The following is a 16,502-nucleotide window of genomic DNA, read 5'->3' as shown; positions in this document are numbered from 1 at the left end:
CTTTACTATTATGGTGAATCCTTGCTTATATTAGTATTACTTCTTTAGTTGATGGTAATAAGACAAGGCTTTAGCGCGTGCTTCCTCGTGGTTAATAATAGGGGGAGAATAATTTATTCTGCAGGTTGATTTGGTATGAGGGTTTCTCCAAGGTGCATGAATTTCTTCATTATCTAAAGAAGCAAGTTCAGGCACCCAGCGGCGAATGTATGTTCCTTCGGGATCAAATTTTTGACTTTGAAGGAGAGGGTTAAAAATACGAAAATAAGGTGCAGCATCAACCCCACACCCTGCGACCCATTGCCAATTCACGCTATTATTTGCTAAATCGGCATCAACCAATGTATCTAAAAACCAATCCGCCCCCACTCGCCAGTCAATAAATAAACCTTTAGTCAGAAAAGAGGCTGTAATCATTCGCACGCGATTATGCATATAGCCAGTAGCCCATAGCTCTCTTAAACCAGCATCCACAATGGGATATCCGGTCCTACCTTTTTGCCAGAGTTTTAGTAAGGATTCATCATTGTGCCAAGGAAAAGCATCGAATTCATTTTTATAGCTTTTGTAAGATAAAGAGGGGACGTGATAAAGTAAGTAGTAAGAAAACTCTCGCCAGCCTAGCTCGGATAAAAAAAGCTCAACTCCTGTAGAGTAAAGAGGCTCATTTATGTAACGTTCAAGGGCGCGTAAAATAGTCCAAGGGCTTATTTCTCCAAAGTGTAAATGAGGAGAGAGACGCGAGGTGGCTTGTTTTTCGGGAATATCGCGATGAATCTTATAGTTAATTAGTTGATGGTTAATAAACTCATTTAAGCGTTGTTGCGCTCCTTCCTCGCCCGGAGTCCAAAAATTAGAAAATTGAGAAGCCCAACTTAGCGTAGGCAATAATTTCCAACTAGCAAGCTCTTCACTATCCGTCTCAATTCTCGCGGGTCTTTGCGTTAGTTCTTGTAACGATGGAAAGGACAGGGTTTTACGACAGGCTTTCCAAAAGGGAGTGAATATTTTAAAAAAACCTCCTTCTTTATTAGTTATTGTCCAAGGTTCATTGAATAAACTTGCATTAAAGCTTTGCACATTAATACCATTTTCTTGAAGTGTGACTTTGATTTTTTTATCGCGCTGGCTAGCTAATGGCTCATAACATTGATTCCAATACACGGTGTCTACAGGAAACAAGTTAATTAATTCCACAATAATCTCCAGGGGATTACCTTTCCGTAATATTAGATTTAACCCAAATTTTTTAATGAGAGATTCTTTTAAAGCGGAAAGGCTGTGGTGGAGCCACCAGGATTGAGCGCTTCCAAGCGTGCTATTTTTTCCATCCAAGATATATAACGGGAGTACTATTTTGTGTTTCGTGCAGGCTTCAAAAAATGCGGGGTTCTCGGTTAGTCGCAAATCTTTTCGAAACCAAACTAATGCAATACTCATAAATCCCTTTTAATTGAGTATGGATAAAAGAAAGTTGCTTCGTGTTTATTGTAATACAAATTCATAAGCCCGGAGTTAGGAATAGCCTGAAATTTTTGAATGATAGATAAATCTGTTTTGCCTTGCAGCTTTACTGTAAATATTATTTGTTTAGCTTTGCCAGAATTAATCCACTTTTGGACGAGCTGATAGGCTCTTTCTGGATAGCAAATCACATCAGACAAAACCCAATCATAAGCTTCTTCAATGCGCTCAGGTTCAATTGCAAAAGCACTTTGTTGTAAGAAATTAACATGAGGCAATTTTTGAATGCTCTCACTTAATGCGGCTTTATCAACGGCAGTTACATCAGCGCCTAAGGAGTGGGCAACATAAGTCCAGCCCCCAGGGGAGGCTCCCAAGTCTAAAACTTTCTCTCCCTTTTGTGGATGCTTATTAAGCATGGTAAATGCTTCCCATAGTTTTAAGTAAGCCCGATTAGGCGGGTTTACTTTATCTTCAATAAAAAAGCATTTTCCATCAGGCCATTTCTTTTTTCGATGCTGACTATATATAAGTGTGTTTTGATCCAGAAGCGAGAAGGCGCCAATCTGCGGAATTTCATCCACCATCGGAAAATGACGTATTAAATTAGGAAGTTTACGCAGTTGTTCGGCAATTAATTTTGAGCGACGAATATTTTCTATAGGGTGCAGATACCAAAACTTGCCTGCTTGGCGTAAGATTTTTACCGCTTCAGAAATGGATTGAAATGTTACAATCTTTGGATCTAGCCAAACATCCAGAGCAAAACAAGCATTTACGTTTTTTACGGGAGAAAAAATTAAATCTCTGATAACTTCAACGCGACCTAACTCTTCACTTAGGTTGACTAAGAGTTCAGGTTTGACGACATAAACTGCGGCAATATCTTTTTCCACTACATAACCTTAAAAATACAAAAATTAACCTCTGGGCGTATTATGCTTCTTTTATCATTTTTAAACAGCACAGCGGAGTCTGTAATCAAGGCAAATATTAGTTAAAGAAAACCGGATTGACCAGCAACCAGAATACAATTTCATATAGCAAGCGAATTTTGTTACTAGCCAACCAGTTTTTCCACAGTTTTCCTACATACGGGGTACTCTATCATCACAAAAAGAGCCACCTATATCACTATTATCTTGTATAAAAAAAGCATAGGAGGGTGGTATTTTTTGTTTTTTTGCAGGGGGTTCCTGCGCCTCATTGTCTGAGTCTAACTTAGCTGGCCTTGTATGGTTATACTTATCAACCAAATGTAATAAATTACGAAAGTTGGGTATGGGCCTCAGGTTATTTTCTCTCGCTTTATTTGATTGTACCAAAAAAGCTTCGACCATAATATTTGCGTGTGATGCGGGTATGTTTTTATCTTGAAGAATAGCGAGCATTTCTTCCTTTGTATAAGATGGAACTTGAATAGTTAACATGCGTCTTGCTAAAGCAGGGCTTGCAGCCCTGCGACCTGCCATGGTAATCGGATTTTGTGTGCCAATAAGCATAAACCCCGGGGTATTGGGGCGTTCACCTTGGGGAGTCTTTCCCATGAGTAGGGAATTGAGTAATCGCTCCATCATGGGTGCGCTATTGATTTCATCAACAACTACTACTGCTCCTTCATGAAAAGCCTTATAAAGTAAAGTTTCTTTCTCGGAGAAGGACATACTGACTGGCATATGATAAAAGTGTTTATTCCCCACCGTTGGATTGGTGAAACCATGCGCTTCAGTATATCCATTAGCTATTAGCGTTTGAAAAACCATTTCACTTTTACCAATACCTGGCTCACCTTCAAGAATTAAGCCCCCTAAACCTCCGTATAGTTGGTTCTCATTGGCCGAACCGCTGCATTCCATTCGCCACTCGCGAAGTGTTAACCAATCTTCTAATTGTTGTATGAGAGGTTGTCTTGAGGGAGTAATCAGAAAATCCATGGTGATATGGTGTGAAATCCTGGGTGGAGCAATAACTTCCGGCTTATATTTTTGATCAAAGGTAGAATGTAGGTGGGGAGGCACTAGCTGTTTCATGAATTCCCAGGAAAGTTGGCCTGCTACAGCATTCCCATTTGTGATTTTATTTTTATGGCAATAAGAGACGATAAGCAAACACAACATCCCCAACTCTCGAGGTGAAATAAGTATTTCTTCCTCAGACAAGGAACAAATAAATGAATACATTGCAAGCAGCCGTTCACTGATTAAATGGGCACTAAATTTGTCAATTTTCCCGGCAAACAGGGGTTGCAAAATATACTGATCTATTACTTCATTCGGTAAAGGATCAAACCAAACAGAAGGTATTGTGTTAAGGAGCGGAATTATTTTTCGCTCATCTCCATAGGAGTGTGGGTTGCCCGCGAATACAACTTTATGCTTTTCAGTTAATGGATATACTTTACCTTCGATGAGTATCGTCGGAGGAATATTAAAGAGATCATTGAATCGAGTAAATAAACTATTGCTTAAGTTGGCTTCATCAATAAAGAGAATTTTTAATTGATGAGGGTCTTCTAAATCGGTAGCCCAATTTAGGATAGATGATTCTCCCATGTAAAGTTTATTCGTACTTTCTTTTGCACATAAGATATCTTCTACGAAAGTCGTTTTTCCACCACCCGTATGTCCAGAGATGAATACACACGGAGAAACAGCCAGTTTAGAAAGTACTTCATCTAATTTGCTTTGAAGGATAGGATGGAGATTTTGTTGTCTGGTTGCGCTAGATGAACTAAATTCAGATAGCATACGAGCAGCATTATGCTCAAACCATTCTTCCTCAGTGACCATATGGGCATAACAACCCGGTAGACCTGTAAAAGGAGAATCGGCATCGCTTATTAAAATCAATTTATTTGACTCAGAAGCAGTGTTGTATTGTCTTTGAAAAAGAAGAGGCATTAATGCGTCAGCAAGTTCATTAGAAAAATGACCTTTTAAAATGACATTATTTCCGTTTTGTAATGCAAGTAAAAGCGCACATTTTTTTTGGGTAAATTCAAAAGAAAGTGTGCTCTCATTAAATTTACCATCGACACGTATTAATACATCTTCTGGTTTACATTCCGAAACATCGATAATAACCCAATTGTCCAATTTGCGGGCGCATTGTGCTGCGGTAATGCTTGGATCGGCGCTTACAATAATCGCAGTATCTGGTAGTGTGCTCACTATTGTCCAAGGGAGATAGGGTAAAGGGGGGCGCACAGTAAGTTTATTTTCTATTAACTCTGGAAGAGTAACCCCTGGTGAGCAGTAAACATGAAGAAAGATTTGGTGTTTTTGGCATTCCTCCAACAGCCTTGCCCAAACATCTTCGTTGAGATTACGTGTTAAATAAACCGAAATATATGCTTTCTCTTGGTGTCTCGCTTCTTCTATCCATCCTGGTATGTTTCTTATTGATTCTTCTTTAAATTCATAGTGACTTAGAAAATTGGCAAAATTTTCCGGGTTTAATATTTTTGCCTGGGCTGTGAGTTCCCCGCTATCCACCGCATAAGAAGAAAGCTTGTCCCAGTCATATCCTTCATAACGGAACACTTGAATGGCAGGAGGAATTTTTAGCAAGGTTCCTTCATGAAAAAAACCACCTTGAAATAACTGTTGCCAGAAATGAATAAATTCTTCATCACTCCAAGGACCATTTTGGATCACAATAGAATCGCCTGATGCCTGCGCTTTTCTTATGGAATTTTGGTATAGCCCCTCTTTAAATTTCAAAATATTTCCATCTAACTCCCAATATCCTAACAGCTGTTCTTTCCAATCGGGTCTACCATACAGATTTATAATAATACCTTTTTTCTTCTCTAAAGTTGGTGGAATTTCTCTGGGGCTAGATTCTAGTTGCTCACTTATGGGGCAAAGTTCATTACGGTCAAAACGCGAATAAAAATCATCTCCCTGATAACATTCAGGATTATCCAGATTAATAAGACCAATAACGAGTGTGCCCCCAGGTAATGGTATCCCGTCCGCATGGCGGATTTTATCGAGCAAACCATTAAATCTTATGAGGTCCTCGGCGTTAAAGTGGTCGTAATTAACGATAAGCACAGGAGCTTGCCCCACATCGCGGTGGTTTTCTAAAAATTGGTAAAGTGGTCCTCCTGGCCCTTTGCGAAGCTCCCCTTGATTATTATTATTGAGAAAAATATAAGAAGTTCTACAATTGAGATCATCTGGAGTATCCACATAAAAGAAAGGCCGTTTAAATTTTACGCAATAGTTAAATAGGGCAGCTTTCATATTTAATAAATGGGTAGTGGAATTAAATTCGATTAAGCGTTTTTTAGTTTCAGTGAAAGGATGAACACAAAGCGCACAATACTCTTCAACAGTAACGCCCTTTAAAGAGTGATTTTTTTCCCATGTTTGCAAGCTTTTAAGATAGTATTGACCTAACTCAGAATCTAAAGGGCTAAGGCTTGTTGTTGGCTTTTGCTGTCTTTCCCTACCAGCTAACTGTGTGGGATGGTACGATTCATTGAGTTCTACATTAACTCTATAACCGCCGAGATTACATTGAACCCATTCATTTTCTATCCAAACTTCAACGAAAGCATGGATTTGGTTAAAAACCATTCGGCTAACTAGGCGACGATGATCTAATTGTGCTTTAAAAGCAAATGCGCGATGACGACAGGCTCCTTTTCTCTGTAGGGTAATATATCGTAAATAATCATTACCGTTAGGTTCTTGCTTATCTATTTCTAATGTACCTTCACTAAATGATTGGAAATAGCTAATTTCTTTGCGCAAAGAGGTACAATCCGACCGGTTTTTAGGTACCTCCAGTAAAAAATCGATGGTGACTGAAGACCCAGTATCCTCGGATTCATCTTCTCTAACCTGACGTGCATAATAAAGGTTATCGCGTTGAGAATATTGAATTTCAATATTTGTATTTTGAGGGTGCACATGAAAATGCGTCATGGTTTCGCGCGGATCAAGAGAAGCGAGTGCTTTCCATTGTCCTTGTAAATGAAGTGTCTGTTTGCCGTACATGTAATCGAAACCTTCTCGTTTTTTCGCGCTCCCTATGGCGAAAACATCGCGGTCCATGCGCACAATGTTGCGGTGGCAGAGTTGCAAGGCAGAATCATTTCTCAAAGAAAAAGCATTCGAAATAGAACAAGGGTTTCTCTTAACCGTAATTGTATTAAAGGTGCGTAACCGGTAATCACTTATATTAGGAATAAGAGTATCAGTAGCTGTGGGATAAAATATGCGGGTGGCAGTGTATTTCTCTGGTTTGCTAATTGTGTCAGCATCTAAAACAGTGCATTGTTCTTCTTCTTGCGGAGATGCAACCGCTTGGTCTTCCCTCGTCTCTTTTTTTAGTTTAACAACGGTAGGTACCCGCTCCAATAAACTATTCAACTCTTCATCAATGGTTTCTTTTTCAGATAAAGTAAAATGAAGTGTTTGTAAGTTAGGGGATGCGCGAAGAAAAGTTTTAAGGTCGCTATATAGCAGCTTGCTTCCACTTAAGTTTAAAAAATCGAGTTGCGAAAGAGTAGGTAATTCTAAATCTGTTTCATCGGATGGTAATATATAACTTCTTGGTAAACTTAATCCTTTTAAATTAGGCGCTGCCTGAAATAAACTCTTTAATTGATTTCTTGAAATAAAACAAATTTTAGGAGGTCGAACGGTTAACTCAAAATTTTTTAAATTTAAAAGACTGTTGGGTTGCAACTCAAACTTTTCCGGTATATCGCAATCAAATAACATAAGTGCATCAAGATGGGGTGCAGCCCGCAGAAAACTTAGTAAATTTTCTTCCAATAAAGGAAGATCATGTAGCACTAGAGAATGAAGATAAGGAAGAGCATTGGCAGATAAATTAATATTCGATAAGTTGCAATTTTTTATTTTTAAAACTTCGAGGTTACTTGCTATTTCTAAAAAAGCCTGGAAGTTATTTTCAAAAGCGATTGAATTGCTAATTTTGAAGCTTTTTATTTTTTTCCAGGCAGCATGATTTAATTGAATGACCTCGGATAATTGATGAAAACCTCTTAAGTTTATTTTGCTTAAATTAGGGGCGGCACTCAATAAAGCAGTAAGAAATTCCAAAGACCCGGGGGTCCCCTTTATACTCACTACTTCTAATGCTTTTAAGCTATTAGGCTCAAGGTGGACATTCCCTTTAATTGCAACAAAATCGGTACTTAACTCTTGAATATTGGGGGTTGCTTTTAAAATTATTGCTAAATTTTTGGCAGAAATGCAGGAATCTATATCGAGGGATCTTAGCTTGGGGCAACTGTCTGGCAAAATTGTTAAATCAGATAGTAAATCAAACGTTTCACCCAAAAAGATTGATTGTAGGTTGGGCGCCTGACTTAAGAGCGTTTGCAAAAAAGAGGCAGCAACTTTAATACGAACCCATTTTATTTCTTGAAGGCTCCTAAGGTTTGCTGGGGCTAATTGAATAGGTTGTCCAATTTGTTCATTGTATTCAATACTTAGCTCTTCAATATTGCTAAGCGAGTCCATAAGCGACTGCAGCTTCTCCCAAGGGATATTCATATTTTCCAGGAGAAGACTTCGAATTTGACTGCCCATTGCAATAAGAGTGTTTACGAATAATCTAGGTTCCTCATCGAATTCATTGGAGTAAACCGTAATTTCCCTTAGGGTCGATAGCCTTTGCAAAACATTAGCAACTACATCCAAATTAGAACAATTTTCCAGGGAAATTTTTTCAAGACGCTGGCAACTCCCTAGGTAAGAGATTATTTTTTGTCCACCAGGGGTAGCAAAATCAATAAAATATAACCTCAGCGTTGTCAGTTGTATCAAGCTCATTGCGTATTGACTGGGAGACCATCCGTAAAATTCATCATATCCGGGAGTATTACTATCCAAGGCTAGCTCGCGATAAGCCTCTTCTGTGTTAAAATGCCGCATTATTGGATGCGTATCGTTTCGGCTGGATGTCCAATAATCTTTTAAAAAAGAGCCACTTTTTGCTCGGCCCTTAATATTATTGACTATTATTGACTCCCACGATTCCAAATAAAGATAGTCCGCATAGCTTATTCTTTTTTCATCTAGTTCGTATATTGTGCATACCCCCTTATTATAAAGCGCTAACCTTTTAATCATGTCATCATCTAATAGCAACACTTGATCATTAGCTATTTTTAGACTGTCACACGCTATTTGCGTTATTTTTTCTGGGTATGCGGCGGTAATCTGGGAAAGAATAAAACGTATTCCTAAAATTTCGAGATTATTTTGTTCCAGAGGAATGACAGTGTCCTTTTGCCAAATGTATATTCGAAAACCATGCTCTAACAAAAATTTAAGTAGGGCTTCTACCCGCATACGTTCTTCACGTGTCCAATTTCTTGCAGACCAATCTGCAAGTATGAGTGTTTTAGGGCGGTATTCTCGAGTTGCATGCATATCTTCCCAATAGGGGAGATTTTTAATTAATCGAGCAACATTTAGTTTACCATTGGGTCTTTTACTAAATCGTTTACTGCTATTGGATTGAAGATAATAGAAAAATAAAGGAAACTGGATGCGCATTAATTGTTTTATATAGGTAATAAATGAACAATTGTATCATGTATTAAATACTCACGTCATGCGGCTTCTTAATACAGTGTAATGAGAGCTAAATTAATTTTTATTCGGCTGGTTAAAAAGAAAAGGCTTGAATTTTTTCGGTAGCCTGGTTGCTAGTCAACCAGGTTTTCTATCCTCCCAAAATATAATGTTTATTCTTCCACTCTTTTATATGAACCGTGGCCAATAAATCGAGTGCCGGGGTATTTTAGTGAGATCCATATTGATTTTTAAAAATGAACATATTACTCACATGGGTATGGGATCTCAATTAAGCTATTGATTTTAAGTAGTAATCTCAGAAAATAGCAATACTTTCACAAGTCTGCTCTCTTTATTTAAGTATTTAATTCAAAAAAAACCATGGATTCATTATTTGGAACATATTGTGCTATAATTGAACCTCATGGGTATTAGCTAAATATGTCTATATACAGCTAGTTAATGAGGGGTGTACGGTGAAATTAAAAGTAGGTGAGCAATCTTACGAGGTAAATTCTCTACAAGATGTTGAGAATTTGATATGGAGAGAGCCTGAGCAAAAAACTAGTATTAAAAATGCTATCAGATCGCTTTCTACTTATGAAATGCGCGGCATTATAAATGATAGGGATGATGCAGAGCTTCTGTATAAGCTATTTCCAGATGATTCTTATATTGAAGATTGTTTAGTCTCCGGTGAGCTTTATGCCAAAATCACTGGCCCTTTCTATGATTTTCCTACAGATTTAGTAGCTATGTTTCCTCATCGCATCGATGATATTGCAAGGAATGTGGTTCGAGACGACGCGGCCAGAAAAAAATTTATATTTAACTTACAATGTCTAACAGTAAAATTTTCTCTTATGTTTGGAGATATTTACACACTACTTAAGCTATCAACAGTTTTTCCACCATCCGCTTTTTTTGAAGAGAATTATTTAGAACCAATTTCAATTGAAACAAAAAAAAACTACCCAGCCCTAGTAGCAATAGTTAAAAAGCTTGGGGATGGTAAAACTATAGCTATATCAGAATGGCAGAATGCCATTACTGAAGGGGTAAGAAACGGCAATGAAGCCAGACTGAAACTATTTAATATTCAATCTCAAGCCATTGATAAAATTTTGGATGAATTTGGGGATAAAATTAAAGGGTTTGGAAGCCATTCCTCCCAGGCAAAAAAAGACGCTGAAGAGTTATTAACGCTTTTAAAAAATTATAAAAATGAAGCATTTAAGGAGCCTACTAGAGAATCTCTGCAGCTTTTTGCTATGAACTCCCAAAAGGCAATTAAGCAAGCTATTCCTCACTTGCAACAAGACTTAGGCTGGGAAGATTATTTAACAAATCTAGCAAAACGATTAGTTAATGCTATCACTACGGCCGGTGCGTGCCTTGGAACATTAGGGGTTTCTAGACACCATGGCTTTTTTACTTTGAAATCACCGGGTGCGGTTACCGAAGCGCAGGAACTCGATAAACAAATAAACAAAAACTTAGACTGCGGTCCATCATAAGATAATCGCGGGACGGCGTTAGAAATGCGTTAGCCTTGTATTTAAACTGCTTACAACGGAATTGTTGTGAAATTACAGCCTAAAATTTTAGGCTCATGAACACTAAAATTTATATCATTTTTAGATTATAGCGATTTGTTTTTAGAGTAGGGGTTATCTTTTCCCAGGGAGTATCTTTTATTTGGGTTAATTGATCTAAAAGGAATGATGCAAAGGAATGGCAATGATTAGGTGTTTTAGGATTTTTTAAAAAATCATTAATAAATTTTATCGCGGTATCTAATTTCTCATGCGCCTCTAAATTTGTGAGAAATATTGTTGCTCTTGCTTGTCCTTGTTTGCCGTGTCTAAGCCTGGTAAATAGACCATTAGCCCCACGAACTTTTAAGTTACCTTTAAACCAATCTGTATATTGAAAAACTGCCATCTGAGCCGCAGATTTAATTGCTACTAATTGTTGCGAATTTGCATTCCGGGGTTTGTTTTTTCTTATATCCACCATCTCAACGTCTTGAATAGCTGAAGAGGTCGGCCGAGTCCTTGCTCTCGAGGAGGTAAAAATTGTTGAAGATAAACCCGAAAATCTTGCCTCCGAGCATTCAGACTTTACTTCCATTTGATTACATCTTGGGTGATATTTAGGTAATACTATACTTGAAAGCATAGACTCACCATTCCCACTCAGGTAATAACGTCTTTTATCTCCAGGAAGACTTTGGAGCAGATCATTACGTACTGTCGTTACTTTACCTGAGAATAAATTATTCGCTTCAAGATTAATTTTTCCGATATGAGCAGGAATGACAGACAAAACTTTAACTAGTTTATCCTTCGATAATTCACCTAAGTTGTTGTGGCTTAAGTCGATTGCCCTTACATTTTTGGGAATAGCGGTAAATATACTTGTAAGCTCACTTTTAGATAATTCCCCGAGCCTATCTAATTGGTTATTGCTTAAATCAAGTGCGGTTACAGTTGGAGGAATAGATTGAAGCCATCCTATCATTTCTGTAACTGTGACTTGTTGCAAGCGATTTTGATAGTCAATAACCGTTCCATCTTCATGGAGGAAAGGGGTAATTAAATGTTGTGTATTTTTCATTACAAGTATGAGACTAATATTGTTGACCATTATTCTACCAGAGTAGACATATTTATTTCAATTGAAAAAAGCAAAGGTTGATGCTGCATTTATGTTTTACCGCTATGCCTAAATGTTGAACTACAATACCTGTAAGGTTTTTACAATAAGGGGTAGTCAGTAAAGTTCGCTATAGGCCGGGGTGATTAGTTATGCCGTTCACTATAAAAATTCATGCCTGATTTTCGGCTGCAGATTTTTCTGTGATTGTTATATTATGAATTTTATACGGTTCTTAAACCATGATAACTAAAGAACAAACGAAAATTTATTATCAAGCTTTACTTGAGAGAGATACCAATTACGAGGGAATTTTTTTCGTCGGTGTAAAAACAACTGGTATATTTTGCCGCCCAACCTGTCCGGCAAGAAAACCGAAAGAGAAACATTGTGAGTTTTTTCATACAGCTCAAGAGGCTCTTTTGGCTTCTTTTAGGCCGTGCAAACGGTGTCGACCCCTGTCTCATCCTAATCAAGTTTCAGAATTAGTTCGTATCTTAGTGGAAGCTATAGAAGAAAATCCTTTTAAAAGATGGAAAACCAGTGACTTTAAGGCTTTATCTGTAGATGAATCAACCGCACGGCGACAATTTAAAAAACGTTTTGGTATGACGTTTGTTGCGTATGCAAGAGCAAGAAGGATAGGGATAGCAATGAATCAAATCCGAAGAGGGGAAGCAGTAATTGATGCACAGTTGAATACAGGTTATGAATCAGGTAGTGGTTTTCGTGATGCTTTTGCAAAAATTTTAGGAGCCGCTCCGGCTCATCGCCATAAACAATTAACTATTCTTAAAGCTGCCTGGATAGATTCACCATTGGGGCCAATGATTGCTATTGGTGATGAGAAAGGACTCTACCTTCTCGAGTTTGTTGATCGTCGGGGACTAGAACGTGAAGTGGAACGGTTACGAAAAAAAGTGCATGCTGCAATTATTCCAGGCACCACAGAACCAATCCTTAGCATTGAATCGGAATTACAAGCATATTTTGCAGGAACATTAACGCAATTTAAAACGCCGTACTACTTGTTAGGGAGTCCTTTTCAAAAGAAAGTTTGGGAAGCTCTCTGTCAAATCCCCTATGGGGAAACACGAAGTTATGCAGAGCAGGCAAAATCCATGGGAAGGCCATCCGCCTATCGAGCCGTTGCTACTGCCAATGGGGCAAATCAATTGGCAATTATCATTCCTTGCCATCGAATTATTACCAGTAGTGGCGAACTCGGCGGTTATGGTGGCGGAATAGCACGCAAGCAATGGCTTTTGAATTTAGAAAAAAAAGCTATACCTGAAAAATCCACTTAAGGCTTAAATTAGGAAATTTAAGAGGGAGATTGGCAGGCCGTAATTAACCGCGGATATTAAAACCACTATCCACATAAATAATTTGCCCTGTGATGTATTGGGCTTTGGGAGATACCAAAAATGCGGTTATATCCCCAATGGAATCAATAGTTACCAATTGATGAAGTGGTGCTTCATCGGCTGCTTTTTTCATTAATTGATCAAAATTCGCCAATCCTGATGCTGCGCGTGTATTAACAGGCCCTGGAGAGATGGCATTAACCCTGATTTTTTGACTACCTAATTCCATAGCCAAATAGCGCACAGTTGTTTCTAATGCCGCTTTAACCGGGCCCATTAAATTATAATTTTTTACGACTTTTTCGGCCCCATAATAGCTCATGGTGATTAGACTGCCTCCCTCTCGCATCAACGGCTCAGCAGCTTTGGCAAGCCGAATAAACGAATGGCAGGAAATATCCATAGCCATCATAAAGCCATCACGTGAGCAATCCACAACACGTCCTTGCAAATCACTTTGCGGTGCGAAAGCAATCGAATGAACAACAAAATCCAATTTCCCCCAGCGAGTTTGAATGCCCTGAAATAATGCATCCAATTGCGCATCATCTCTCACATCAAGCGGCATGAACAGGGGGCAAGAAATACTGTTAACTAATGGTTGCACATATTCTTTTGTTTTTTCATTCTGATAAGTAATAGCAAGTTCGCTGCCTGCTTCATGTAGACTTTTGGCACATCCCCAAGCAATAGAATTTTTATTAGCCACACCAACAATAAGTCCTTTTAAATGCGTCATTTGGGTTTCTCCCTATGGTGTTTTAGAACTGATACCGTGTGCATCGCCATAATATATTCCTCATTCGCAGGAATAACACGAACTTCAAAAGGCCGTAAAAAATCAAGGTGATGTAAAATCTTATCGCGTATGCGACTTGCGTTTTCACCAATTCCACCGGTAAATACAATGCCATCCACACCACCTAGTGATACCGCCATCATTCCAGCGAGTTGGGCCGCTCTTAGGCAAAAATAATCAAGTGCAAATCGCGCCTCAGGTTCCTTGCTGTCTTGTAAAAGACGAACATCTTGTGTCCAACCCGACAATCCAAGTAAGCCTGATTGATTATAGAGAATAGACTCTACCTCATCAGGTGATAAATTAAGTTCGCGAATCATGTAAATGACAACCCCAGGGTCTATCATTCCACAGCGTGACCCCATGGGTAAGCCATCAAGAGCAGTCATACCCATAGTCGTATCGACACTAATGCCATTGTGTATAGCACATAGACTGGCACCGTTGCCTAGATGCGCCGCGATAATACGTTTTTTTGCCAAGTGGGGTTCATGCTGGCGTAAAAAATGTATTATCCATTCATAAGAAAGGCCATGAAAACCATAACGACGAACCCCCTTATCGCGGATTTTTTGCGGCAAAGCGTACTCGGTGAATAAGGGGCCGTGATGCGCATGAAAAGCCGTGTCAAAGCAGGCTATTTGCATTAAATCGGGCTTGATTGCACTGAAAATATCAATTGCCTTCAGATTATGTGGTTGGTGTAGGGGCGCCAAAGGACATAATTCTTGCAGATATGCCCTTACTTCAGGAGTTATGATTACACTATCTGTGTATCTTGTGCCACCATGCACAATTCTATGCGTTAGCGTGTTAATCTGCCAATGTTGATTCTGTGCTTCAGTCCACCGCAGGATAAAATGCAAAGCTTTTTCATGATCATAATCAGTCGGAAGCTCCATTTCCTCTGCTTGGTTATCGCCAAATTCGGGCATTTCATTTATAGCTGTAAATAAAGGGCTACTACCTAAATCAGATACTTTGCCATACGCTAAGAGCGCTAAGGATGGGTTTGAAAATACTCGAAATTTTACACTGGATGAACCCGTGTTAATCACCAGGATACAGTCGTTTTTTTTACCCGTCATTTTATCTTACCCGCCTTTCTTGCTGCGGCCATTTTAATGGCTAATGCGCAAGAGAGGAGACGGGTTCGTAATGAATCCGCGCGACTCGTCAAAATAATCGGTACACGGGCACCCAAAACAATACCTCCTGCATCGGCGTGTCCAAGGAAAGTCAGCTGTTTTGCCAGAATGTTACCCGAGTCAATATCAGGAACCAGTAAAATATCGGCATCCCCTGCAACGGAAGAGACAATCCCTTTGTCGTTAGCGGCTTGTTTGTTAATCGCATTATCAAATGCTAAAGGTCCATCGAGAATCCCATCCGTGATTTGCAAACGATCCGCCATCTTACATAATGTTGCCGCATCTACTGTCGTTTGCATCTTTGGACTAACCAGCTCTGTAGCTGCAAGAATGGCGACCTTAGGCTTTTTATCTTCGCCAAACAAAATACGCCAAAGATTAATTGCATTTTGACAGATATCTGCCTTCTCAGTTGCATTAGGTGAAATATTGATAGCGGCATCTGTGATGATGAGTGGTTTATGATAAGAAGGTACATCCATGACATAGGCGTGACTAATACGGTATTTTGTACGTAAATTAGAGTTAGCGGGCACAACAGCTGCTAATAACTCATGCGTGCTTAAAGCCCCCTTCATGATAGCATCAACTGCGGCTGATGCGGCTAATTCCACAGCTTTAATTGCTGCAGCATCACTATGCTCGGTATCAATGAGTTCCCATGGGGAGATGTCAATTTCGGCTTCCTGGGCTGCTTTTTTAATCTTTGCCCGTGGCCCTATTAAAACAGGAATAATTAGTTTTGCTTTCACCGAATCGGCTACCGCTTTGAGTACATTGGCCATTACCGGATGCACAACGGCCGTACGAATAGCCTCCATATTTTGGCATGACTGAATGATGGCCTGAAAGCGATCATGGTTATGAATTTCAATATGGGGCAAATCGGCTCTGGCTACTTTTATTTTTTTAGTGGGAGCAAGTACTGTTGCAAATCCTTCAATAACAATTTCCCCACATTGATTCACTCCTTTGCAGTCAAAGGTTACGATTGGCTTATCAGTGTGTTTATCATGAACGATGATGGTAATGGTGATGGTGTCTCCAATACGTACCGGTTTTCTAAATTTAATATCTTGTTCAAGGTAAATAGTCCCAGGACCCGGCAAGATAGTCCCGAGCAGAGCTGAAATTAATGAACCGGACCACATGCCATGGCCAACAATGCCGCGAAAGATATCACTTTTGGCAAACTCCGGATCCATATGGGCAGGATTCACATCACCAGACATTGCCGCAAATAAAGAAATGTCTTCTTGTTTGAGTGTTTTATTCAAACTGGCCTGCTGGCCAAGCGTTAGCTCATCAAAGGTAATATTTTCCAGAAAATCCTTCTCCATCGTTCGTCCTTTTAAATTCAAATCATATCAAGATATAAATTTAATAATTATACAACAGGATTTGTGCTGACACTTTATTAATAACTATTTGAGATGGGTAATGAAAATTTTATAGCAATAAAGCAGTAGGGCGCATGGTTTCAAAGAGGGGGGAG

At 39.0% G+C, this 16,502-nt stretch carries 9 protein-coding genes; 2 read left to right on the top strand and 7 right to left on the bottom strand.

The genetic code is table 11. The features are described from left to right. Nucleotides 1-36 precede the first annotated feature (36 nt). The 3 genes from EL206_RS02450 to EL206_RS02440 form a co-directional block, all read right to left on the bottom strand. Nucleotides 37-1,440: a cryptochrome/photolyase family protein gene (locus tag EL206_RS02450; protein WP_058461963.1), complete on the bottom strand. Its 1,404-nt coding sequence runs from the start codon at nt 1,438-1,440 to the stop codon at nt 37-39. Then, nucleotides 1,437-2,360 (bottom strand): SAM-dependent methyltransferase, encoded by a 924-nt coding sequence (locus tag EL206_RS02445; RefSeq protein ID WP_058461962.1) that lies wholly within the window; start codon nt 2,358-2,360, stop codon nt 1,437-1,439. Before EL206_RS02445 ends, EL206_RS02450 begins: the two co-directional genes overlap by 4 nt. Before the next feature lie 192 nt (nt 2,361-2,552). Then, a complete protein-coding gene (locus tag EL206_RS02440; RefSeq protein ID WP_058461961.1) occupies nt 2,553-9,011 on the bottom strand; it encodes an AAA family ATPase in 6,459 nt (2,152 codons plus the stop codon). Between the two features lie 497 nt (nt 9,012-9,508). Here EL206_RS02440 and EL206_RS02435 point away from each other — a divergent pair, with 497 nt between their 5' ends. Further along, on the top strand, nt 9,509-10,549 hold the full coding sequence (locus tag EL206_RS02435; RefSeq protein WP_058461960.1) for a hypothetical protein: 1,041 nt from the start codon (nt 9,509-9,511) through the stop codon (nt 10,547-10,549). Nucleotides 10,550-10,658: 109 nt separating this feature from the next. Here EL206_RS02435 and EL206_RS02430 read toward each other — a convergent pair whose 3' ends face one another. Then, nucleotides 10,659-11,651, bottom strand: a complete 993-nt coding sequence (locus EL206_RS02430) for a hypothetical protein (protein ID WP_131739643.1) — start codon at nt 11,649-11,651, stop codon at nt 10,659-10,661. A 281-nt stretch (nt 11,652-11,932) separates the two neighbouring features. Here EL206_RS02430 and EL206_RS02425 point away from each other — a divergent pair, with 281 nt between their 5' ends. After that, complete coding sequence (locus tag EL206_RS02425) at nt 11,933-12,997, top strand: bifunctional transcriptional activator/DNA repair enzyme AdaA (protein WP_058461958.1); 1,065 nt, start codon at nt 11,933-11,935, stop codon at nt 12,995-12,997. Between the two features lie 43 nt (nt 12,998-13,040). Here the strand turns inward: EL206_RS02425 and fabI are convergent, their stop codons facing one another. Genes fabI through EL206_RS02410 form a run of 3 tightly spaced genes read right to left on the bottom strand, consistent with a single transcriptional unit; the run spans nt 13,041 to nt 16,347 of the window. Then, entirely contained in the window at nt 13,041-13,796 is a 756-nt protein-coding gene (gene fabI, locus EL206_RS02420) for an enoyl-ACP reductase FabI (RefSeq protein WP_058461957.1), read from the bottom strand. After that, nucleotides 13,793-14,944, bottom strand: a complete 1,152-nt coding sequence (locus EL206_RS02415; protein WP_058461956.1) for an acetate/propionate family kinase — start codon at nt 14,942-14,944, stop codon at nt 13,793-13,795. Before EL206_RS02415 ends, fabI begins: the two co-directional genes overlap by 4 nt. Then, nucleotides 14,941-16,347 carry a bifunctional enoyl-CoA hydratase/phosphate acetyltransferase gene (locus EL206_RS02410; protein WP_058461955.1) on the bottom strand — a complete coding sequence of 469 codons (1,407 nt, stop codon included), beginning with the start codon at nt 16,345-16,347 and terminating at the stop codon, nt 14,941-14,943. Before EL206_RS02410 ends, EL206_RS02415 begins: the two co-directional genes overlap by 4 nt. Nucleotides 16,348-16,502: the final 155 nt, after the last annotated feature.

This window comes from Legionella adelaidensis (assembly GCF_900637865.1).
Taxonomy (GTDB): domain Bacteria; phylum Pseudomonadota; class Gammaproteobacteria; order Legionellales; family Legionellaceae; genus Legionella_A; species Legionella_A adelaidensis.
Note: the sequence above shows the minus strand (reverse complement) of the source record. Positions and strands in the feature narration are given on the sequence as shown.

Excerpts from the sequence above, each read along its gene's own strand:
- EL206_RS02450 (WP_058461963.1), bottom strand. The coding sequence starts at position 1,440 with ATGAGTATTGCATTAGTTTGGTTTCGAAAAGATTTGCGACTAACCGAG.
- EL206_RS02440 (WP_058461961.1), bottom strand. The coding sequence starts at position 9,011 with ATGCGCATCCAGTTTCCTTTATTTTTCTATTATCTTCAATCCAATAGC.
- EL206_RS02430 (WP_131739643.1), bottom strand. The coding sequence starts at position 11,651 with ATGAAAAATACACAACATTTAATTACCCCTTTCCTCCATGAAGATGGA.
- EL206_RS02425 (WP_058461958.1), top strand. The coding sequence starts at position 11,933 with ATGATAACTAAAGAACAAACGAAAATTTATTATCAAGCTTTACTTGAG.
- fabI (WP_058461957.1), bottom strand. The coding sequence starts at position 13,796 with ATGACGCATTTAAAAGGACTTATTGTTGGTGTGGCTAATAAAAATTCT.
- EL206_RS02415 (WP_058461956.1), bottom strand. The coding sequence starts at position 14,944 with ATGACGGGTAAAAAAAACGACTGTATCCTGGTGATTAACACGGGTTCA.
- EL206_RS02410 (WP_058461955.1), bottom strand. The coding sequence starts at position 16,347 with ATGGAGAAGGATTTTCTGGAAAATATTACCTTTGATGAGCTAACGCTT.